The 21,142-nt window shown below is 69.9% G+C and carries 16 protein-coding genes; 12 read left to right on the top strand and 4 right to left on the bottom strand.

The window, feature by feature from the left end:
- Positions 1 to 78 precede the first annotated feature (78 nt).
- From AB0H83_RS29745 to AB0H83_RS29795, 11 genes are all read left to right on the top strand, one after another.
- Complete coding sequence (locus tag AB0H83_RS29745) at positions 79 to 1,575, top strand: SCO6880 family protein (protein WP_360100280.1); 1,497 nt, start codon at positions 79 to 81, stop codon at positions 1,573 to 1,575.
- Positions 1,572 to 3,215 carry a hypothetical protein gene (locus AB0H83_RS29750; RefSeq protein ID WP_360100283.1) on the top strand — a complete coding sequence of 548 codons (1,644 nt, stop codon included), beginning with the start codon at positions 1,572 to 1,574 and terminating at the stop codon, positions 3,213 to 3,215. The genes AB0H83_RS29745 and AB0H83_RS29750 overlap by 4 nt, the downstream gene beginning before the upstream one ends.
- A complete protein-coding gene (locus tag AB0H83_RS29755) occupies positions 3,215 to 5,077 on the top strand; it encodes a TraM recognition domain-containing protein (RefSeq protein ID WP_360100286.1) in 1,863 nt (620 codons plus the stop codon). Before AB0H83_RS29750 ends, AB0H83_RS29755 begins: the two co-directional genes overlap by 1 nt.
- 109 nt (positions 5,078 to 5,186) lie before the next feature.
- Positions 5,187 to 5,756: a hypothetical protein gene (locus tag AB0H83_RS29760; RefSeq protein ID WP_360100289.1), complete on the top strand. Its 570-nt coding sequence runs from the start codon at positions 5,187 to 5,189 to the stop codon at positions 5,754 to 5,756.
- Positions 5,753 to 6,217, top strand: a complete 465-nt coding sequence (locus AB0H83_RS29765) for a hypothetical protein (protein ID WP_360100292.1) — start codon at positions 5,753 to 5,755, stop codon at positions 6,215 to 6,217. Before AB0H83_RS29760 ends, AB0H83_RS29765 begins: the two co-directional genes overlap by 4 nt.
- On the top strand, positions 6,217 to 6,477 hold the full coding sequence (locus AB0H83_RS29770) for a hypothetical protein (RefSeq protein ID WP_360100295.1): 261 nt from the start codon (positions 6,217 to 6,219) through the stop codon (positions 6,475 to 6,477). Before AB0H83_RS29765 ends, AB0H83_RS29770 begins: the two co-directional genes overlap by 1 nt.
- An 83-nt stretch (positions 6,478 to 6,560) precedes the next feature.
- The gene (locus AB0H83_RS29775) at positions 6,561 to 7,049 is read left to right on the top strand and encodes a hypothetical protein (protein ID WP_360100298.1); all 489 of its coding nucleotides are present in this window, start codon (positions 6,561 to 6,563) and stop codon (positions 7,047 to 7,049) included.
- Between the two features lie 32 nt (positions 7,050 to 7,081).
- Complete coding sequence (locus tag AB0H83_RS29780; protein ID WP_360100301.1) at positions 7,082 to 8,143, top strand: M23 family metallopeptidase; 1,062 nt, start codon at positions 7,082 to 7,084, stop codon at positions 8,141 to 8,143.
- A gap of 103 nt (positions 8,144 to 8,246) precedes the next feature.
- On the top strand, positions 8,247 to 9,698 hold the full coding sequence (locus AB0H83_RS29785; protein ID WP_360100304.1) for an amino acid permease: 1,452 nt from the start codon (positions 8,247 to 8,249) through the stop codon (positions 9,696 to 9,698).
- Entirely contained in the window at positions 9,695 to 10,456 is a 762-nt protein-coding gene (locus AB0H83_RS29790; protein WP_360100307.1) for a hypothetical protein, read from the top strand. The genes AB0H83_RS29785 and AB0H83_RS29790 overlap by 4 nt, the downstream gene beginning before the upstream one ends.
- Positions 10,457 to 10,532: 76 nt before the next feature.
- Complete coding sequence (locus AB0H83_RS29795; RefSeq protein WP_360100310.1) at positions 10,533 to 11,249, top strand: hypothetical protein; 717 nt, start codon at positions 10,533 to 10,535, stop codon at positions 11,247 to 11,249.
- A 102-nt stretch (positions 11,250 to 11,351) separates the two neighbouring features.
- Here AB0H83_RS29795 and AB0H83_RS29800 read toward each other — a convergent pair whose 3' ends face one another.
- On the bottom strand, positions 11,352 to 13,046 hold the full coding sequence (locus AB0H83_RS29800; protein ID WP_360100313.1) for an enoyl-CoA hydratase-related protein: 1,695 nt from the start codon (positions 13,044 to 13,046) through the stop codon (positions 11,352 to 11,354).
- Between the two features lie 1,082 nt (positions 13,047 to 14,128).
- Here AB0H83_RS29800 and AB0H83_RS29805 point away from each other — a divergent pair.
- Positions 14,129 to 15,085 (top strand): hypothetical protein, encoded by a 957-nt coding sequence (locus tag AB0H83_RS29805; RefSeq protein ID WP_360100316.1) that lies wholly within the window; start codon positions 14,129 to 14,131, stop codon positions 15,083 to 15,085.
- Between the two features lie 300 nt (positions 15,086 to 15,385).
- On the opposite strand, the gene AB0H83_RS29810 is transcribed toward AB0H83_RS29805, so the two are convergent.
- The 3 genes from AB0H83_RS29810 to AB0H83_RS29820 form a co-directional block, all read right to left on the bottom strand.
- Positions 15,386 to 17,662, bottom strand: a complete 2,277-nt coding sequence (locus AB0H83_RS29810; RefSeq protein ID WP_360100319.1) for a hypothetical protein — start codon at positions 17,660 to 17,662, stop codon at positions 15,386 to 15,388.
- Between the two features lie 320 nt (positions 17,663 to 17,982).
- A complete protein-coding gene (locus AB0H83_RS29815; protein ID WP_360100322.1) occupies positions 17,983 to 19,014 on the bottom strand; it encodes an HNH endonuclease signature motif containing protein in 1,032 nt (343 codons plus the stop codon).
- 816 nt (positions 19,015 to 19,830) lie between these two features.
- On the bottom strand, positions 19,831 to 20,880 hold the full coding sequence (locus AB0H83_RS29820) for a hypothetical protein (RefSeq protein WP_360100325.1): 1,050 nt from the start codon (positions 20,878 to 20,880) through the stop codon (positions 19,831 to 19,833).
- Positions 20,881 to 21,142: the final 262 nt, after the last annotated feature.

Raw genomic sequence — 21,142 nt, forward strand, 5'->3', positions numbered from 1 at the left:
TCAACAGGAGCGGCTCACCACATCAGCCACCGGCACACGCCGCACGGCGCGCCCGGACAACGCACGGGGGAAGCACCGATGACGCAGTTCAGTTTCCCGCCCAGATCCAGCCGTGGGGCGGTGCTCGGATTCACGTGGTCTCAGATCGGCACAGTCGTCGCCGGGCTGATCGTGGCGGTGATCGGGATCAACCTGCTCGCCGCCGGACACACATGGTCGGCGACGGTCGCGTTCACGGCGGCCGTGCTGCTGTTCGTGCTGGCCTTGGTGCGGCTCCGCGGGCGTCGGATCACCGAGTGGGTACCGGTCATCGCTGGCGCCCTCGTCCAGCGGGCAACCGGGCAGGACCGCTACCGCGGTGGCGTGTTCGCCGACGGTTCGGTCGAGCGGCACATGGACCTGCCCGGACCGGCCGCTGGGTACGCATGGCTGCCAGCGGTCGCCGCTGACGGGACCACCGAGGTCGGGCTGCTGCTGCACCGGCGGGAGAAGACCGTCACGGCGGCGCTGGTCTGCTCCGGCGCGAACTTCATCCTGGCCGACAGCGACGACCAGAGCCGGCGCCTCGTCGACTGGGCGCGGTTGCTGAACATTCTCGGCACCGAGTACGCCGACGCGGGATTGGTGCGCTGGTCGGTGACCAGCCGCGCGGTCCCGGACGCCGGCAACCGCGCTGCCCGGTTCCTGCAGCAGCGAGCCGTGGAGCGCAGCAGCCTGGCCTACCGGTCCCTGGCGGAAGTGACCGCGGCCGGGTCGATGATGGCGCAGCGGCACGACATCCACCTCGTCTGCGTCTTCGACCTCGGACGCATGTCCGGCCAGATCGCCGAGGCCGGCGGCACCGACGCGGCGATCGCCGCGGTGGTCCTCGACCGGCTGCCCGGCATCGCGGCGTCGGTCGCCGAGGCCGGCGTGAGCACGCACGGCTGGCTCACCCCGCGCCGCTACGCGGCGGTGCTGCGCACCCAGTGGGACCCGGCCGAGCAGGAGACCGCCGACCTGCGCACTGACGGGCCCGCCGAGGTCGAGCCGCGCCTGGCCGGGCCGGTCGCCGCAGAGGTCGTCGGCTGGGACACCTACCGCCACGACGGCGGCTACTCCCGCACCCTGTGGATCGCCCAGATGCCCCGTCAGCCGGTCGGCTCAACCTGGCTGACGCCGCTCTACACCCGCACCACGTGCCGGCGCACCGTCACCCTCACCGCCCAGCCCGTCCCGGCTGAGCTCGCGAACTTGGCGTCGCGCCGAGATCAGGTCGCCCGAGCCGGCGACGCGGCGACGAAGACGAAGCTCCGCCTCGTCAGGACAGCGCGGGAGGACGAGGAGGCCCGCTCGGTCAAGCAGATCGACCGCGAACAAGCCCACGGCCACGTCCGCTACCGCTACGCGCTGCTCGTCACCGTCACCGCCGCCACCATCGACGATCTCAACCGCGACACTCGGGCCGTCAAGCGGATCCTGTCTCGCGCCGGCTGCGACGCAGTCGTCCTCTACGGCGAACAGGACCAAGGCTTCACCGCCGGTGCGCTACCCCTCGCCCGCGGGCTGAAGCCGATCCGCGGGTGGGCCGCATGACCCGCCGCAGCCGCACCCCGGGGCCCACCGTTCGGCGCGAGGGATCGCTGCGGGACCTGATCGACCGCACCGCCGCCGAACGAGACCTGCGCAACGCCACCCGCCGACTCGAGCGAGAACAACGCGAACTGGCCGCCGATGAGGAACGGCTGACCGGGCTGCCCTCGATCGACCGCCGCGGCGGCTTCGGCACGGCGGCGGGGCGGGTCGGCTCGCGGCTCAACCTGCCGCCGCTAACGACGACATCAGCGCAGTTGTGCTCAGTCTTTCCGTTCGTCGTCGGTGAAGAGCTGCCCGTTGACGGGCCGTTCGTCGGCCTCGACGTCTACTCCCGCACCCCGTTCTGCTTCAGCCTGCACGAGCTGTACCGGGCCAAGGCCATCACCGCTCCTAACATGATGGTCAGCGGGAGGATCGGCACGGCCAAGTCAAGCCTCCTCAAGACCCTCGCGTTCAGGGGCGTGCCGTTCGGGGTCAAGTTCTACGCCGTCGACATCCGCTCCGAATACGCCGAACTCGCCCGGCTGTGCGGCATCACACCGGTCCGGATCGGCCCCGGGCTCGGCACCACCATCAACCCCCTCGCGGCGATCCGCCGCGACCCGGGCATGCCGGTCCCGCAGTGGCTGCAACTGCAACGCTCCCGACGCCTGCTGCTCCTCGAAGGGCTCCTCGAGATCCAGGTCGGGGAACGGCTCACCGAGGCCGAACGGTCCATGATCGAGTACGCCGTTGACGCGGTCACCCGCGCCGAGCACGGCACCGACCCCGACCGGCAGGCCACCCCGACCCTGTCGCAGGTGCTGCACGCGATGAGCCAGCCCGAGTGGTGGCAGCACCGCCTCGACGCCGTCAATTACCCCCTGGACGCGTTCACCGCCGACTCCCGCCGGGTCCGCCTCGCCCTGGAACGCCTCATCCGCGGGGCCCTCGGCGGGGTCTTCGACAGCGACGACACCGCCACCCAGGCCCGGATCGACTTCACCCAGGCCGGCGCCGTGCTCGACCTGCAGGCGATCCGCTCCTCCGACCAGCTCACCGCCATGGCGATGACCTGCGCGCAGTCCTGGCTGGAAGCGGAACTGTCCCGTCCCGCCGGCGGCCCCAGGGTTTGCATCTACGACGAGTTCACCCTCATCGCGCGGCATCTCGGCCTCATCCGGCGGATGCGTGAACAGACCAAACTCGCCCGGGCGCTCGGCATCGGCAACATTCTGGCGCTGCATCGTTTCAGTGATCTTGCAGCGGTCGGTGAGGCCGGTTCCGAGCAGGTCCGCATCGCCCGCGGCCTGATCGAGGACTCCGGCGTGCGGGTTTCCTACGGCCAGGAACCCGGCTCCCTGCAACAGGCCGCCGAGTTCCTCGGCACCAACGACACCGAAACCGACCTGTTGCGGCACCTGCGCCAAGGCGTCGGGCTGTGGCGTATCGGCAACCGTTCCATCGTCGTCCGCCACCAGCTGTCCTCTGTGGAACGGCAGATGGTGCATACCGACAGCCAGATGGAGGCCCTGCCGGACACCAGCGACGACTCGGCGCCGGACGACTCCGTCGCAGCCGGTGGCCTGGACCGGGCGGGCGACGCCGGTCCGCCGAACAGCCGGGTCGGCGTCGGTGCCGCGGAACGGCGGGTGCCGTGATGCGCCGCCCGCCGCTGTCCGCCCCCGGGCACCACCTGCCCAAGCAGGGCCTGGCCCGCGGCGACATCATGGTTCGCCTGGCGATGCTCGCCATCCTCGCCGTGGTCCTGCCCACCATGACCTGGACGCTGTGGCTGGCCGGACAGCTCGGCGGTGTCGTCACCCACCTCGCCTGGCCGGACACCGAGCCCGCTGACGCGCCCGGGGTCGCGTTCCGCCTCGCCGGGCACCTCGGCGACCCGGCCCAGGCGTGGCCGGCCGCAGCGCGCGCTGACCTGCCGCCGGGGATCGCGCTCTACCTGCTGTGGCTGGGGATGTTCCTGTGGCACGCGTTTCTGATCGCCGTGCCCACCCTTGCGGTGGGACGGCGGCTGCTGCGTCGGCGTGGGTTCGCCCGCCGCGGCGCGGTCCGGGCGCTGCTCAGCCCGGCCGCGGTGCTCGCCCGCGTCGACGTCGTCCGGCCCGGTCTGACCGTCCGCGAAGCCGACACCCCCCAACAGCAGGCCGAGAAGGAAGCCCGGCGGAAGGACCCGCATGAGGTCGGCCGGTTCCTCGGCACCGACGTGCTCACCGGCGAGAAGCTGTTCCTGGCCAACGAGTACACGCTGGTCGCCGCCGCGGTGGCCCGGTTCGGGGGCAAGACATCCCGGTGCGTGATTCCGCGGGTCCTCGACGCCCGCGGGGCGGTCATCTCCACCTCGACCCGCCTCGACGTCGCCGCGGTCACCCACGCCCGGCGCAGCCGGATCGGCCCGACGCACGTGTTCGAACCGCAGGGCGAGATCCCCATCGCCGGGGTCGAGCGGCTGCGCTGGTCCCCGATCGAAGGCGCCGAAGATCAGATCGTGGCCATGCTCCGCGCGTCGGGGTTCGCGTCTGGGTCCGGCGTCGGCAGCGACAGCGTGGAGAACGGCAAATACTTCCAGGACCAGGCCGCCTCCTTGATCCGCGGGCTGCTACATGCTGCCGCGTTGGACGGCAAGGCCACGATGGTCGACGTCCTGGCCTGGTCACAGAACCCCGCGGACGCCCGTCCGGAGCGGATCCTGCGTCATCACGGGGTTCACTCATGGGCCGACCGGCTCGCCCGGCACCGCGAGACCACCGGCCGCGCCCGCGACACCATCCAATCGGTGATGTCGGGCGCGCTAGACGCATTCAACGACCCCCGCGTCCTCGCCGCGTGCTCGCCGCCGCGGGGGCAACAGTTCAACACCCGCGAGTGGCTCAACGCCTCGGGAACGATCTACCTGGTCGGCACCCGCGATGCCCAGGCCCTCATCGCCCCGCTCCTCGGCGCCGTCACTGAAGACCTGCTCTACCAGGCGAAACGGGTCGCGTTGACTGCGCCCGGCGGTCGGATCGAGCCGACGTTGTACCTGGTCGGCGACGAGATCGCCAATGTCGCGCCGATCCAGTCGCTGCCGTCGCTGATGACCGAAGGTGGGGGCTCGGGTATCGCGATCGACCTGTTCATGCAGAACAAGCAGCAGCCGTTGGAACGGTGGGGCGAGAAGGCCGGCCGGGCGATCAACGCCTCCGCCAACGCCGAACTCGTCATCGGCGGCTCCAACGACGTGCAGGGCCTCAAAGACGCGCAGTCCTTGGCCGGGCAGATCCTCGAGGTGTCCTCCGGGCACTCCTGGGGCGGCGGCCGCGCGTCGGTGTCGGAAAGCGTCCGCCGGGAAAACCTGGTCGACCTCGCCGAGCTGCGCACCCTGCCTGAAGGACGGGCCCTCGCGTTTGTCGGGAACCTGCCCCCGGTCGAGCTGCAACTCACCGCGTGGTGGGAACGCCCTGACGGCGTCGAGCTCACCGCCGACCGCGACGCGTTCCAACGCAGGATCGCAGAGGCAGCCTGAAATGGCACACCCCATGGAACCCGCCCCGGACAGCGGCGGCCCGGCCGGAACCACGTCACCGACGGCCGGAACTGGCGGTGACGTACCGCCGGAGCTGCAAGCAGCGACGATGCTCAGCGAGGGCCTCGCCGAGCTCGTCGAAACCGTCGGTGACCTCGCCGACTCCCACTTTGCTCTCCGCGAGCAGGTCCAGACCCTAGCCGAGCACCTACGGCCCGGCCCGGCGGGACCCGCACCGGCCGACCTGCGCTGGCGCGTGCTGGACCGGCCGACTGCGTCGAAGGTGTGGATCTGGCTCATCGATTGGGTCGGCTGGTGCATCGACCGGTACAGCCTCACCGAAGAGATCCCGGCATGCTGGCCGGTCCACCCGCCGCTGGTCGAAGAACTCACCGCGCTCGCCGCGTCATGGCATCTCGCCTACGACCCACGCGCGGCCTCCGACGCGCCGCTGCGCTGGCTCGAAGCGCTCGCCCGCGCCCGGCCCCGGCTGCGGGAGTGGGACGACCACACCCGATGCCGCAACGGCGAACACCACGAGCGGCGCGTCGACCTGACCTGGCCCCCCGCCTGGCGGGACCAGGCCCTCGACACCGCCGAACACGACCTTTCGCAACGGACCCTGCCGGCGCCGCCGGCACAAGCCGGCGACGGCACGGACGGCGGTGAGCGGCCATGAGTACCCGACCGGCAGAGATCACCACCCCCTACGGCTGGGCCGAACTCTTCGACGCCATCCGGGCCACCCGCGAGGCCATCCAGTGGATCAACGACCGGATCGATCACTACCAGGACCTGCGCGCCGGCCAACAACCCACCGAATCCACCGAGCCGGACGAGGCAGCAGAGGCCAATCGCCGTCAGCCCGACATCAGCGTCGACGACCGCGGCCAGCAGCGCTCAGAGCCTGCCGACAGCCCGGCCGCCGAACCCGGCAGCGACGCGGGCAACGACACCGAACCCGAGAAAGGCAGCGATGCCATGCAACCCGATGAACAGCGCCGCCGCGACGACCTCGTCATGGAAGAGCACGAACGGCAGCAACGCGACCTGCAGTCCGACGGCGTCCTGGACGGCGACTACGACCCCGAACCCGGCGACGGCGGCACCACCGACCCCGACCTCGACCTGGAGAGCTGATGCGAACCATTGCCCCGCCCGCCGCGACCCCAAGCCCGGACGCCGGCTATCAGGCGATGCTCGACCAGGCAGCCGCCGCCGTCGACCGGATCCGCCAGCAGATCATCACAGCCCGGAACGCCGAACCCGCCCGGCGCGCGCACTCACTTACCGACCTCGTGACGCACCTGCGCACGGCCGCCGATCGGCTGCAGGAGCAGCTACGCCAGCACGCCGATGACTGCTGGCCGCCGCTGCCGCCGACGGACGAGGCGCCATGACCGGGACCCCGACGGCCCGCAGCCGCCGCAGCCCCGCGCCCGTCAGCGGTCCGGAACCGCAGATCGATACCACACCGACCGGTGTGCGCTTCGTCCTCGCGGTGGCCCTCCTCGCCTTCCTGACCGGCTGCGCACCCGGCCGCCCCGCGCCGCGGCAGCCATCGATGCCGTCGGTCACCACGGCACCGCATCAGAACGGCACCCCAGACCCCGGCAGCGACACCAACGAAGAGGACGCCGGACCCGCCGCGAGCACCACGGTCACGCCACAAGCGGTCCAGGCCGCGGTCGCGTTCGTCGCCGCGTGGGCCCGCCCCGGCCTGGACCAGCCAGCTTGGCTTGCCGGCGTCAGCCAGCACGCGACGCCCGAGTACACCGCAGTTCTGGCCACCGTCGACCCGGCCAACGTCGACGCGCACCGGATCGTCGCCGACGCGGTCCCGCGGACCGCGACGCCGGACGCCGCCGACGTCGACGTCCCGACCGACGCCGGCGCCATCCGCGTGGTGCTCGTTCTGCGGGACGGACGCTGGCTAGTCGCCGACGTACGCCCTGCTCAGGAGTCCTCGTGAGCCGCACCCGCATGGCCGTTGCCGCGGTCGTCGTGGCGGTCGCGGCCGGGTGCATGCTGGTCATGGGCTCGCTCGGCGGTGACGAACCTGCCTACGCCTGTACGCCAGCGGCTGGCAGCGGCGCGCCGGTCTCCGTACGTGCTGACGACTACCAGGCGGTCGGCGTGTGGAAACCCGATCGGGTCGCGAACGCAGCGATCATCGTCAAGGTCGGCGCCGACCGCAGTGTCCCCGCCCGCGGCTGGGTGATCGCGGTCGCGACCGCCATGGTCGAGTCGAGCCTCATCAACACGCCGGTCGTGACCGACCACGACAGCGTCGGGCTGTTCCAGCAACGCCCCAGCCAAGGGTGGGGCACCCCGGAACAGCTCATCGACCCGGTGTACGCGGCGTCCAAGTTTTACGACGCGCTGCTCAAGGTCGACGGCTGGGAGACGATGCCGCTGACGAAGGCGGCGCAGGCTGTGCAGCGTTCGGAATATCCGACCCGATACGCAGCCAAAGAGCACGACGCGGAACAGGTCGTTGCCTACGTCACCCAGCACCAGTCGATCACCGAGCTGCCGGGTGCGTCGCCGGCCGGGTGCGCCGGACCGGTGGCCCTCACCTCGTCCGGATGGACGAAGCCGGTTGAGGCGAAGGTCGGGTCCGGCTATGGCCAGCGCGACGGCCGGCTGCACGCCGGGGTTGACCTGATTGCCCCCCGATACAACGTGATCCGAGCTGCGTCGGCCGGTGAGGTCGTCTGGGTCGCGTGCGACCGAAAGACCGGCAACTGCGACGTGGACGGCAGCAAGAACGCTGAGGGGTGCGGCTGGTATGTCGACATTCGGCACGCCAACGGCATCGCCACCCGCTACTGCCACATGGTCCGCCGGCCTGACGTCACCGACGGGCAGCAGGTGACCGCTGGGCAGCCGATCGGGCTTGTCGGGACGTCCGGGCACTCGTCCGGGACCCATTTGCATTACGAGGTGCACCGCGACGTGCCGTGCAATACCGACCGGTGCACGTTGAACGGCGCGAACTCGACCGACCCGGTGCCCTTCATGGCCGGTGTCGGAGTCAGTCTCGGCGAACCGGTGGACAAATGACGAGCGTCAGGATGCCCAGACGACCCGTGGTACCGCACCACCCGATGCCTGGGCGGAGCATACGACGGCGGCCGATCGAGACGCGAGCTGCGGCGGTCCGGTCGTGAGCGCCGCCGGCGCCCGGATCGGGTTCGTGCACACCACCGCCCTGTACTGCGGGGCGCTGCTCGGCCCGGGCGTCCTCACCCTGCCCGCGCTGGCCGCCGCGATCGCCGGCCCCGGCTCCCTGCTGGCCTGGGCGACGCTGGTCGCGGCGAGCGTCCCGCTGGCTGCGACGTTCACCGCGCTCGCGGTCCGCTATCCGCACAGCGGCGGCGTCTCGGCGGTCGCGGCCCGCGCCTACGGGCCGCGGGCGTTCGCCGTCATCGGGTTCTGGTTCATGGCCGCGACCCCGATCGCCGTCTACGTCGCCGCGCACATCGGCGGTCAGTATGTCGCCGCCGCCCTCGGGGCCGGCCACACGGGCGCAACCGTGGTGACGGCGGCGATCCTCGGCACCATCTTCGCCGCGAACGCGTTCGCGTTGCGCACATCTGGCAGGGTCCAGCTCGTCGTCATCGGCAGCCTCATCGCCGTGCTCGGCACTGCCACCCTCAGCACCGCCCGGCACGTCAACCCGGCCAACCTCTCCCCGCTGCTGCCCAACGGACCGGTCCCGGTCGCGCACGCATGCGTCATCCTGTTCATCGCGTTCGCCGGGTGGGAAGCCGCCGCGCACCTCACCGACGGCGTCAGCAACCCCGCCCGGACGCTGCCGAAAGTCGCTGCCGCCACGGTCGTGGTCGTCGGCGCGATCTACCTCGGCGTCGCCGTGACCACGGTCGGCGTCCTCGGCCCGGACACCGGGGCCGGCGGCGTGCCCCTGATTACCCTGCTGCAGCACGGCGTGGGCCGCGCCGCCGCGCCGGTCGCCGCGCTGGTGGCGCTGATGCTGACCTGCGGCGCCGCGAACACGTTCCTCGCCGGCGCGACCCGCCTCGGTGTCGCCCTCGCCGAACGCGGCGCCCTCCCGGCCCGCATCGCAGCCGGCAACGCGCACCGGCGTAGCCTCGCCCTGCAGGCCGCGCTCACCGGCGTCGTCATCGCCGGATCGGTCGCCGGGCACCTCGAGGTCGCCCCCCTGTTGCGCACCGTGTCGGTGCTGCTCGCCGCGGTCACCCTCGCCGGGACCAGCGCCGGCGTCCTGCTCCTGCCGCGAGGTTGGCGGTGGACAGCGGCGGTCACCGCCACGGTCGTCACCGCGGCAGTGCTCGGTGCCGCCGGGCCGCTCCTCGTCGTTCCTGCGGCACTCGCGGTCGTCGCCGTCACCCGGCTGCGGCTCATCCCCGTCCACGCCGACAGCACTCCAAACCCGGCGCCGGCAGCGGCTGAGCCCGAGTCCCCTGGGCATGCGCGAGCGGAGGAGTGGCGTCGGCGCCCGCCACACCGCAGCCGCCGCCGCAAGCCCCGCGGGCGGCGGCACCACCCGCAGCACGAGCCGCAGCCCATCGACAACGCGGACCGGCAGCGTGATCGGCGGCGCGTCCGGCAACCCGCAGCACACGGTCGGCGATGAGCACCGATCGGTCTTGGCCGGATCCGCCGGAACCCGGTGCCCTCGTCGACCTGCCGATCGCCGCTCCGGAGGTGCTGCTGGACGCGCTCGGCTACCGCGGCGATGACCAGCACGTCGCCATCTTCCGCGGACCCCAAGGGGCAGTGTGGCTCGATGACGGTCTCCTCCGGGACGGCGGTGACCTGCTGGCCTGGCATCGGTTCGCCAGCCACCCGGTCGCCGAGCCACTCGCCCGATATGACCTCGGCGGCGCCGGCCGCGACGCGACCCAGTGGCTCCTCGTGGACCGCGACACGAACCAGCTGCGCGTCGGCCACGCCGGGGACGTCGCTGAGGTCCTGGCCGGGCAACCGCACACCCGTGACCGGTTCACGGGGCTGCGCACAATCGAGCGGACCCTCGGCCGCGCGGTGCACCCCGATGTCCGCGCTGCCCGCGCCCCGACCGGCCCGGGCTGGCAGGCGGAAGCTGCCCGGGCGGGACGGCTCCTCGATGCGCTGACCCGTGCCCTGGACGGCAGCCAGGTCCAGCAGCACGCCGCCGACGTGGTGGCGGGGATCGGCGCCCTCAGCGCCCGCACCAGCACGCAACTGCACCGCACGCCCGGTGCTGGCAGTACGGCGGAAGCGTCGTCCGCCGGCCCGGGAACGTCCGACAGCCCCGATGGCGCCCGCATGCAGCCGGTAGCGGCATGGTCGAGCGCCGAAGCAGACCCGGCTGGCGGCGCCGACCGGCATCACGGTGTCGAGCTGTCATGACGATGGCCGGTGCCGATCCGCACGCGGTGCACGCTGCCGCGGCGACAATAGACCTGCGGGTGCTCGGACGGCGGCGGTGAGCGCACCCGTGTGGCCGGCACAGCCGATGCCTGGACACCCGGTCGAGGTACCGCTGCAGGCGCCGCCGACGCTCATGCGCGCGCTGGACTATCTCGGCGACTCGCAGTACGTCGCGCTCTACCAGGACCGGTCCCTGTGCATGATCGACGACGGCGTCACCACCGACGACGCCGACCCGCACGGCTGGCACCTCTTCCGCAACCACACCCTCGTCCGGCGGCTCCTGAACGGCTACCACCTCGGCAGCGAGCACGAACCGGCCCAGCATCGCCTCGTCGTGGACCGGCTCACCGGCCGGCTCACCATCGCCCTGCCCGAGGACGCCGAGCAGTTGCTGGCCAGTCAGCCACGCACCCGTGACGCCCTCACCGGTGACATGAGCCCCGGCGATGCCGCCCGTTACCTCGACGCCGCCGCCGAGGTGGCCCAAGCCCGCGTCGACGCCGCCCTGGACACCTGGCTGGAGTACGCCCGCGACCTGCGGATGGCCCAGCGCAGCATGGTCGGAGACCTCGACGTCGACTTCGGCGGCCGGCTGGCCGCTCAGATCCGCGGCCTCGCCGCCACCATCCGGGACGCGACCAAGCAACCGAAGCCACCCGGCCCAAGCCTGGAGTCACGGTGGACGGACCTGAACCAGAATCCGCGGCAGACCGGACCCGCCGGCCCGGACCAGGCCGACCCGCCCGGTCCGGAGCCGGATCTCAGCTGACCAACACCCGCTCAGCCCGGTCGAACGCAACGACCGGAGCCCCTCACGGGACGGAAACCGCGCTGGCACCGCCGTGCTGGCACCGCTGTGCTGGCACGGCGCCTACGGCACCTGCCGGTGTGTAGCGAGTTGCCGGGGCGTGGCGGCTGGCCGCCACTTGGACACGAACGCGGCACGGCGGGATGCGAACCGGTCCCGGTCGTCGAAGATGTCTACTGCCATCTCGGCCAGCTCCCGGGCCTCCCAGTACGTCAACGGCGGCCCAGCCAGCGCGGCGGCTTTCCGGGCCCGCACCGACCGTCGCAGATGCCCGCCGACGTAGTCACGCGCCAGATCCAGCAGCCACGCCGCGTACGCCGCCGGATCGCGGGGGCCGACGACGTCGACGAGGCCAAGCCGGGCGGCCTCGGCCACGTCGAGCGGAAGCCGCTGGGAAAGCAACCGCCGTGCCGTGACCGGACCGACCCGCGCCGGCAGGACATGCGAATGCAGCTCCGAGCCGTGCAGGCCGATGTCGTAGAACGGGTTGAGCACGATCCCGTCCCGGGCGGCGACGACCTCGGCACCCAACGGCAGCATGACCCCGCCCGCCCCGGCGTTGCCGGACACGCCCGCGATGATCAGCTGCGGTGACATGGCGGCGATGGCCCGGCACACCGCGTTGATGGCCCGGATCGACGCCCACGCCGCCGCGGCCGGGTCCGTCGCGACCTCCACATGGTTGAGGTCGATGCCGTTGCAGAACGCGTCGGTGCCGCCGCGGACCACGAGCACCTTCGTGTCGACGGCGTAGGCCCTGCGCAGTGCCGCAGCGAGGCGTCGTGACCACTGCGGGGACATCGCGCCGTTGTAGATGTCGAACGACAGCTCCCCAACGTCGCCGTGCCGCCGGTACCGGATCCGCTCGAGACCCCGGCGGTCCGGCACACCGGCGAGGGCGTCGCGCAGGGCATGCGCAGCGGGCTGTTTCACACCCGGCCGTCCTGTCCCGGCCGGCCCGACGCTCTGAACGACCTTGACGTGGCCGACCCACAGGCTGCCGGTGCCGCCGGCGACGAGCACGCTGTCGCGGTCATGACCGATGATGGTGCCTGGACGGCGTTCCGGCAGGTCCGCGTGTCGGCCGGCGGCAACGTGCGCATCGAACAGGTGCACCGTCGTGCCGCCCAGTGATGCTCGGACGCCGGGGCTGCCGTCGGCGGCGCGGATCCGCCGCAGGACCGCCGCTGCGGGCTCGTCCCAGTTGAACGACCGGTCCTGCTGCCGCATCAGCGGCCGGACGCCGGTGCCCGGCACCGGCCTTTCCGCCCGTGCCAGCGGCGTCGGCGTGAATCCAGGATCGGCGGCCTTGAGCAGCACTTCCTCGACGCAGGCGACGGCCGCGTCGGCGACCGGGCCACCGTAGAGGGAGGACTTGCGGGCCGGCTCGGCGGGCATCGGGAACGTACGGTGCGCCCAGATCGGGCCGGCGTCCATCTCCTCGACCGCCTGCAGCGCGGTCACGCCCCACACCGGCACGCTGTCGGTGATCGCCCAGTCCAGGCTGGACGGGCCGCGGTCACCGACCGGGCCCGGATGGATCACGATCGTCGGCCACCGCGACCACACCGCGGCCGGAACCCGATCGCGGAGAAACGGGCACAGGATCAGGTCGGGGCGACTCAGCTGCGCAGCGGCGAGCATGGTGGCGTCGTCGACCGCGAACTCGACGGTGACGTCGTGCCCGGCCGCGCGCAGGACCGTCCACACCCGCTGCGACAGGCCGTTGAAGGCGGAGATCAGCAGCAGTACCCTCATTGGTCATCCCGCGAGCCCTGTTCGACGCCGAACGGCACGTGGCTTGGTAAGCGGTAGTTGTGCGCTGGTCGTGAAGTCGTTCTCGGCCTCGTCATACCCTCGATCTTTTTCGGCCGGACTGCCGTCCACTACGTGTCATGCCGTGTGTGTCCTGTGACAGTTATGTCGGCCCGGTAGGGTGCCCCTGACCTGCGCGGGCCTTCTTGAATGGCAAAGAGTTGGGGCAGCACGCGCCATCGAAGTCGGCCCGCCGCACGGTTCGCCCCATGATCTGCCATCCGTCGCGGCCCGGCGACTTGCCTCGGTGGACCTAGCGATTGTCCTGGTAGACGCCGGTGCTATCCGTCAACACCGGGCCGACTCAACTGGCAAAGCGGCCGAGTGGGCCGAGTTGCTTGGCAAGGGGCCGACTTGCGTGTCACCGGACAGTGTGGCGCCGGGTGCTCCGGCGACTCGGACCGGGGCGCTGTGGGCTCTCAACGAATCTGATCCGGCCGTAAACCGCTGAACTGCCCGGATCAGATTCAGTGAGAAGGGGTTCACTCGTCGGGTCTCATCGAATCTGATCCGGCGGCGGAATCCGGGCTGTTGAGGAGTCGTTGGCGCGGAGCGAGGTATAGATGCTGTGGTCGGGTTCGCCCTGCCACTGACGAGGGCGAAGCCACGTCACGCCACCAGGGCTGCCACTGCTACGGCAAACACCCAGGTCGCACCACAGGCTGACCCTGCAACCAGGATGGCGCGCGGTAGCCGCCGCTCGTCGAGCCACGACAGCCAGCCTGCCGCCGTTCCCACAAGCAGCCCGCATAGACCCACGACCACGATCCACAACGCGGCCAGCGCAATCCTCGACACCGCAGCCTCCATTCCAGGTGGCCCGCCGGCCCGGCAACGTACCGGGCCCAGTCGCGAGCAAGGCAACCGTCGCACCTCCGCCAGTCGCAGGCCAGGACGTCCTGTGACACATCAGCCGCATAACAGCGTGAGCAAAACCGGAGGTCACAGGCACCCGAGCAAGAAGGCACGAGCGCCTCTCCCCTATGGTTTGGTGCGGCAGAAGTGTCACCAGGGAGGTCAACACGGTGAGCCGACGGGACTTGGAGCGTCAGGTGGCGCGGGCGGACGCGCTGCGGCAGCACGCCGCCGCCTACGAGCGGGCCCGTGGCGAACTCGGAGAGATCTATGAGGTGGGGGGTCGTATCCGGTCCCACTACGCGATCCGCTCTGACCTCGTCCACACCCGGCCCCGTAGCGGCGCGGACTCGTCGCCGTCGTCTCCGGCCGGTGCTCTCGCACCGCTCAAGGGGTGGGCGTTGCAGCTGTATCTGATCTCGATCTTCGACGCGCAGTCACGCCGCCCGGCCGGGGCCACCGTAGACCACGCCCGTCCGCTGCACCGAGCTGGCACCGGACCAGCCGGTTGGGCCGACCTGCTGCCCACCATCACCCAGACCGATCCACCACGGGCGGGTATGCGGCGGCAGGCGGTGCATGCCCTGAATCTCCTCGAGCGCCAGCACCTCGCTGTGATCGCGGGTCGAGGCGGCGTCGCCGGCCGCTACGACGGTGTCCAGTTCCTCGACGAGACTGGCGACGGTACGAGGCATACGTGGCTTCGCCGCTACAGCATCCCGCGGGCGGACGCGGCTGGCGAGGTCGTGCAGCTGCCGAAGGCGTTCTTCCTCAATGGGTGGGTGCACGTCCTGACCGCTGCGGAGATCACTACCTACCTGATGATCCTCGATCTGCGCGCTCGCTATCCCGAGAGTGGCCGCGACGGCGTCTTCAAGGTCGCCGCGCAGCGGGTCGACCGGTACGGCGTCCGCCGCGACGTGTATGCCACCCATGGGCAGCTCGCCGGATATGGGCTCATCCACCGCCTCGACGACCCGGCCCGCAGCGCGGACGGCAGGATTATCAGACGCTCCAGCCCGCGCTACACGCGGCAGCCCTACCGGTTCCGTACCATCAGTGGTGGCTTCGATCGGCCCGCCTTGACCACCGTCAGCACTTACCTGCGGTCGCAGCTTCCAGCATGAACGCCCGGCGCGGAGCGCCGGCGAGGCACCGAGCTCTGTAGGCGTGCTTTCTTGGTAATGGCGCGGGCGCGCCGGCGCTGATCACAGCCGTCAGTTGGCCACGGCGTCTGGCCGTCGCAGAAAGGGCCATGGTGACCGTGCGCAGTAGTTGGCGGAGATATTGCACGCTACTTGGCGGAAGTTGCCCGCCGATGGCGACGGCAAGGTAGCACCGCGCCGCCCAGGTTTCGATGTTGTGCACCGTCACGCGGGACTCATTACAGTTCTCAGAACGGAACATGCAGCGGGCCGATCGATCGTTCAATGTCCATCGCTAATGTCGTCGAACTCGTCGCGGCCATCGCCTGTCTCCCATTCTGGGAGCGATGGCTCGGCGAGCCGCGACGACGGCTCCTCGTATTCGCTCTGGGCGCTCTCAATTGCCCGCTCCAAATAGCGCTCCGCGTCATCGAGCGAATCGACGATTTCCTCATCATCCGCAAACGCTCGCTTGTAGGCGGCAATCGTCGATCGGGCCTCCTGGTAGCGGCCTTCAGGGTGGACGTCATCGTCATACCCTTCGGCCGATCGGTCGATCTCATCGATGATGTTAGGAAGGATCTCCTCCCGGATGCGCTCGAGGAGTTCATAGCGCTCCGAGTCGGTAAATAGGCGACATACCGGCTCGTCCAGCCAGCCGCCGTCCATCAGGTCCATCGCCAGTGTATCGAGCTGTTCGACTGCTTTGCATCGGATCTGCTCTGGCAGGGCGCCTGCCTCGTTGAGCTTGCCGAGAACCCTCGGCTGCCAATGAGCGTTGATGTATCCGCCGAACCGTAGTAGGGATTCAAGATCCCCTTCGTGGGCGGCTGCCCACAAGCGGAGAAACGCGGGCGAGCAACGATGGACTAGAAACTCGGCGAGAGGGTTGAGGTATATCGCTCCCGCAGCGGCTTCGAGGGTCACTCGCGGGACTACTCGTGGGTAGAGGCTGCCGGGTATGCGCACCAATGCCCCTCGTGCGGAAGCGCCACCGCAATCGATCTGCAGGAGCAATTCGTGATCATTGAGTCCGTCAAGGAAGACCGAGACCGCGTTGGCGTCCTCGGCGACGACGGTGGCGAATCCTTCGCGGATCGTTGGATGACGGAAGCGCCAGACCGGCTCGCCCTGGGTGTCGGTCGCCTGCTGCAGAAAAGTGTCATTGAGGGTTGAGAAGGCACGCAGGACGTCGCGCTCGGTTGCGCCAAGCCGAGTCACTGCCTCCGTCAGCTGCGGTGTGAAGAGCACCGGCGTCGCGAGTTCGTCACCAGAAATGTAGACGCAGGCCAGGGCCGCGCGGGGGCCCGCCTCCAACTGGCGCAAGACGTCGCCGAGAAAGGTCACCGGACGCTGGAAGTATTGGACGAGTTGGTCGCCGGTGGTCAGCTTGGCGGTGGCGGTAAACGCTTGTCGACCCAGCCGTCGGGCGACCTCGGGTTGGAAGCGGTCGACCGCCGCCGCGCGACGCAGGTGAGGGCGCCACCGCTCGAGCATCTCGCGTGGCTGGTCGCCAGCTTTCAGATGGTTGTACAGAATCTGGCGTTTCTCCGTGTCGCTCAGGTCGGTGACGTCGATCGCGACCTGGCGCTCCCGCAGCCGGGGGTAGGCGTACTCCTTCAGATAGGGGCGCGCATCACGGTAGATGTAGTCGCGGCTGGTGAGGATGACCCGAGCACCCTGATTCACGGCCGCCATCACTTGATCCATCCGACGGGCCCAACCATCAGTGAGTGCGGCATCATGGCGGATACCACCGAACGCGTCATCGACCCAAAACAGCTGGCTGGGTTCGTCGGGATTCCAGGCAGCGACGAGCTCCTCTGCAGAGTCCACGCGGCGCACGCCACATTGCCAGTTGTCCAGGGCCGCCATTGCAAGCGTTGCCGCGATGGTCGACTTCCCGCATGCCGGTTCTCCGAGGAGCAGCACGAACCCGTGGTCGGCAACCGCGTCGGCGGCACGGCGGTATGCGGTGGTCGGCACAAAGGTTGCGAGGTCCGCCTCCAGCCGGCTGAGTAGGACGCGGGCCTGACGAAGGCGCCGATCATCCAAGATTTGGCCGAGGTCACCCAGTCCGTAGACCCTCGGCACATACCGTCGCAACTCTGCCCGCTGGCTGATCTGCTGGCTGATCCACCGACCATCGAGGATCAGGCTGTGCTGCACACCATGGGATCTCAGTTGCTCCCGTAGCCACTCATCGGTACGTCCGGTCACGGCCAGATTCGTCAAGAGCAGGTACGAGTCGCACATACCTCGCGTGTTCAGGCGTTTGACCTTGGAGATCTCGTCGGCCAGCATGGACGGCGTAAGCGTTCCAGTCGCCTGCACGCTGAACTTGCATTGCGCCACAGTTGGCCCACTCACGCCTAGCTCGGCCTGATCCTTCGTGGCGTTGGTGGCCCACCGACCGTGGAACGCGCCGTCTCGGCCAGCATCGTTGCTGTCGGCAAAGGTATGGAATGTCTGTCCTAGGACCTGCTGCAGCACCACGGCACAGAGATCCTGGAAGGCGCGCCAGCCCAGCTTGTGCAGGTCGTACTCGACAGAGGCCACGAGACATTATCGGGTGGACTGAAGGGGCTGCAGTGCCGTCCACCGCCCTCGGCCCGACGTACTGATCAGAGCTCCTAGCTGCACACCCTGTCGAAGGCTCGTGACCTCGCCCGTACCGTCATTCGCACGCGTGAACGGCACGGCTTATCCGATGGCGGTCCGGTCCTGCTGATGCGCACCGTGGCTGGCCGTGACGATCGACGACGTCGAGCAGCAGCGAGCAGTCGTCACTGGTCATCGTCTCTAGCTTGAAGTGGCGGTTTCGGTGAAGCGTGGGCTCGTCGTTGGCCGGGCAGCCGGGAGATGGCTGCCCAGCCAGGTCATTTCCACAACCGGTCGCCCCCGACGTCAGCATCGGTGCCGGTGATGACCACGTTGGTGGCGGGGAGCTCAGTGAGCGCTGCAGTGAGGTCCCAGGACACGGTGAGAAGGAATCGGGTGACCACGTCTGCTTCCACGTCGATGTAGCTGATCTCAAAGTCGGGGCCGGCGTCGTGCACGAGGGCGCTGTAGTGAGCCTCCAGTTGCCCGCTCACCTGGCATGTCATAAGGCTGCCGTCGCGACGGACGTCGGCGATGTCCATAGTGGCCGTCAGACTGTCGGTGCTGCTGGACAAGATGCTGGCGGTCTCGCCGCATTCATCACGGATGGCCGGCTCGAGCGATGCCTGTGCGTGAGTGACGATCTTGCGCATGCCGTCCTCGATGAGCTCGGACCAGGCCCTACTGCAGATCTCCTCCACCCATGCATACCTCGCGCGGCCTCGTGCATTAAGGGTGAAGGACGCCGGTATGGTGCCGTTGCTGAGGTACAGAACGACATCGCGGCGCACGACGAAGTCGGCCCGGTCCTCGTCCAGCAGCGCCAGGGTTTGCACGACTGCTGGCGCGAATTCTAGGAACTCGGCGTGGGCTTTTGGCTGGGTCAGGTCCGCAGTTGCGGCGGCGATGAGCGCACGGCCGGTTGCGACGGCCGTCTTGAGGGCCTCGACCCGCCGGACGACCGCCGGCGCGTGCCGGCGTGCGGTGACCAGCTTCGTGTGCACGGCAGGTGCCTCGAGGTAGTCGCCGTCGCGCTTGTCGTTGTTACAAGCCGCACAGATCGGGGCGAGGTTGGCTGGCGCGTGCAGGTCGAAGTCGGCGGCCAGGTGGTGCCGCACGATGAGCTCGGCGAGCCGGGCGGGGGTCACGGTTTGCGGGATGATGTGGTCGATCTGCGCGATGGAGACACTCAACGGCTCTCCGCGCCAATAACAGCGCCATCCCCATTCCTCTAGCAGCGCCAGCCGCAGCACACGGTCGTCGGCCCCGCCGTAGAGGACCTGGGCCGGAGTACGACGGCGGGCGGTCACCGGGCGAATCCGGCGTCGGTGGCGGTGAAGCCACTGCTGGCCAGGGCGGTGAGCAGCGTTTCGTACCGGCGGTCGACATCGTCGGTACGATGGGCCGGCGCGGCGTGCTGCTGCTCGGCGGCGTTCCGGGCGGCCTCGGCCGGGCGCGAGTCCCAGCACCGCGACCTGCCCCATCGTCGTCCAGGCGTACCAGGAAGGCCGGGGCGTACCGCCGCACCTTGCCCCCGCGCTCGGTTCAGTGCAGCCGGAACGGCTGTGACACCATCGCCACGACCGACGGGTCGAAGTCGAGGGCGATCAGGTGGTCTCGCTCGACCCAGGACTCGAGTTCGATCCGGTGTCCCACCGTCGCTGACCAGTACGAACCCGGTGTTGTTGCGCTGCCCTCGGTAAACCGGGAACGACCGGACCGGCGGCACCGACTCGAAAGTTATCGTGGCCACAGCAGCCAGGCCGTCGCGCTGCTCCCGTCCGTCCGCACCGACGTACCCGACCGCGAGGCCTGACAGCGACGCCGGCGCTGAGCCTCGCAGCGCCGCCAGACCACCCAACCCGCCGCCTCCTCGTCCGCACGACCGGCACAGACTATCGGCAGCCATCGACGAACCCTCGAGTCGGGGCAGATCAGAACCACTGAGACGGATCAGATACAGATCAGATCCAGTGAGAAGAGATCAGTTCCACTGGGAACTCACAGGCGCCGCCGCTGCCCGCCGCCGACGAGATATCCACAAGTACGGCGGCTTGTCCACAAGCTATCCACACCGTTTGTCCACAGCCGGCGATGTCGTGAACGTAGCCAACCGCAGCGGGTGCTCAGTCGAGCTCGGCGACCGGCGGCGCAGTGATGATGTTTGGTGTGTCTATCGCCGCATCCGTCCTGTCTGTGCTGAGCGCGGGTGGCGGACCGGGGACGGGGGACGTCGCGGGAGGTGTCGCTAGCGCCCGGCGGATCTCGGCGATGTCCGCGGCGATCTGCTCGTTCTGCCTGAGCAGGCGGGCCGCGACGTCGGATGGTGCGGCGCCCGCCGGATGCCGTGCCTGCTGCGCTTGGACGTGCACGGACGTCATGAACGTACCCATCCGCGGGTACTGGCCGCCTGCGTCGGCTCCCGGGTATGGTAGAGGGAACATGGGTTGGGCGGCGGTCTCCGGACCGCGCTGGGCCTGCCTGTGGGAGCCGCGATCGCCGTCTGGTGGAGCGGCTCCTTCGCTGTTCAGGACCAACAGCTGTCCAGTGGCAGCCTCGTACACGGTGGTGGCGTCCACGACGCGGTTGAACCACTGCGGTTCGTCGGCGGCGAGTGTTCGCCGTGCAGACCAGGCCACCACGTCGGCCAGCCACAGCCCCGGCTCGAGGCGGTCGTCGCGATGGATTAACCGCATTCGGTGCGAGATCTGCTTGCCGGCCGCCAGGCTCCGGTAGGTGTCCCGGTCCCGATAGTTGATCTCCGGCATCGGCAGCCCTTTCGCCGCTGCGGCGTCCCACTCGACGGGGTTACCGCGGACGTCGAGGATCACGTCGGAGACCCGGCTGCCGTGCAGCTCCCGCAGCAGGCGCTGCATGGCGGTCTGCCGGGCCAGCTCGTTGCCCTGACTGATCGGGGTGTGTGCCACGACGATGCTCCATGACGCGTACTGGCTGACCACGTCGAGCATGTCCTCGATCTGTCGGGCATGTCCGCGGTGGTGCAGCTGCGTGGCGTGGAACGGCTCGCCGCGGGCGGCGACGCGGGCGGCCTCGCCGATCGCGTCGATTTCGTCGGACTCGACCAGCACCGCGGCGAGGAGGTATACGCCGGGGTGGCCGGGCTGCTGGATGTACGCCTCGTCGACGTAGGCGGTGGGACCGATCTGCCGACTCATGGGTGGCCGACCGACGGTGGAGTGCAGGCCGCCCGTGCGGCGCGAGGGTGCGGTCCGGCGAACACGAGCACGGCTCCAGCGTCGCGAACGCGAGGGTACGGCTGAAGGTGTGGTTGGGTGTCACCTCGCGAAAGGAGCAGCTCACGTGTTGCTGCCGGCGCGATCGGTGCGGCGGTGGCTGCTCGATGCCGTCGTTCGGCGCGCCGAAAGACGGAAGAACCACCCCGAGAACCGACACGCGGGTCCGTTGCTGCCCCGAGGG

Origin of the sequence: Dactylosporangium sp. NPDC050688 (assembly GCF_040654515.1) — a bacterium.
GTDB lineage: Bacteria > Actinomycetota > Actinomycetes > Mycobacteriales > Micromonosporaceae > Dactylosporangium.

Excerpts from the sequence above, each read along its gene's own strand:
- AB0H83_RS29770 (WP_360100295.1), top strand. The coding sequence starts at position 6,217 with ATGCGAACCATTGCCCCGCCCGCCGCGACCCCAAGCCCGGACGCCGGC.
- AB0H83_RS29745 (WP_360100280.1), top strand. The coding sequence starts at position 79 with ATGACGCAGTTCAGTTTCCCGCCCAGATCCAGCCGTGGGGCGGTGCTC.
- AB0H83_RS29820 (WP_360100325.1), bottom strand. The coding sequence starts at position 20,880 with ATGAGTCGGCAGATCGGTCCCACCGCCTACGTCGACGAGGCGTACATC.
- AB0H83_RS29755 (WP_360100286.1), top strand. The coding sequence starts at position 3,215 with ATGCGCCGCCCGCCGCTGTCCGCCCCCGGGCACCACCTGCCCAAGCAG.
- AB0H83_RS29760 (WP_360100289.1), top strand. The coding sequence starts at position 5,187 with ATGCTCAGCGAGGGCCTCGCCGAGCTCGTCGAAACCGTCGGTGACCTC.
- AB0H83_RS29750 (WP_360100283.1), top strand. The coding sequence starts at position 1,572 with ATGACCCGCCGCAGCCGCACCCCGGGGCCCACCGTTCGGCGCGAGGGA.
- AB0H83_RS29790 (WP_360100307.1), top strand. The coding sequence starts at position 9,695 with ATGAGCACCGATCGGTCTTGGCCGGATCCGCCGGAACCCGGTGCCCTC.
- AB0H83_RS29765 (WP_360100292.1), top strand. The coding sequence starts at position 5,753 with ATGAGTACCCGACCGGCAGAGATCACCACCCCCTACGGCTGGGCCGAA.
- AB0H83_RS29800 (WP_360100313.1), bottom strand. The coding sequence starts at position 13,046 with ATGAGGGTACTGCTGCTGATCTCCGCCTTCAACGGCCTGTCGCAGCGG.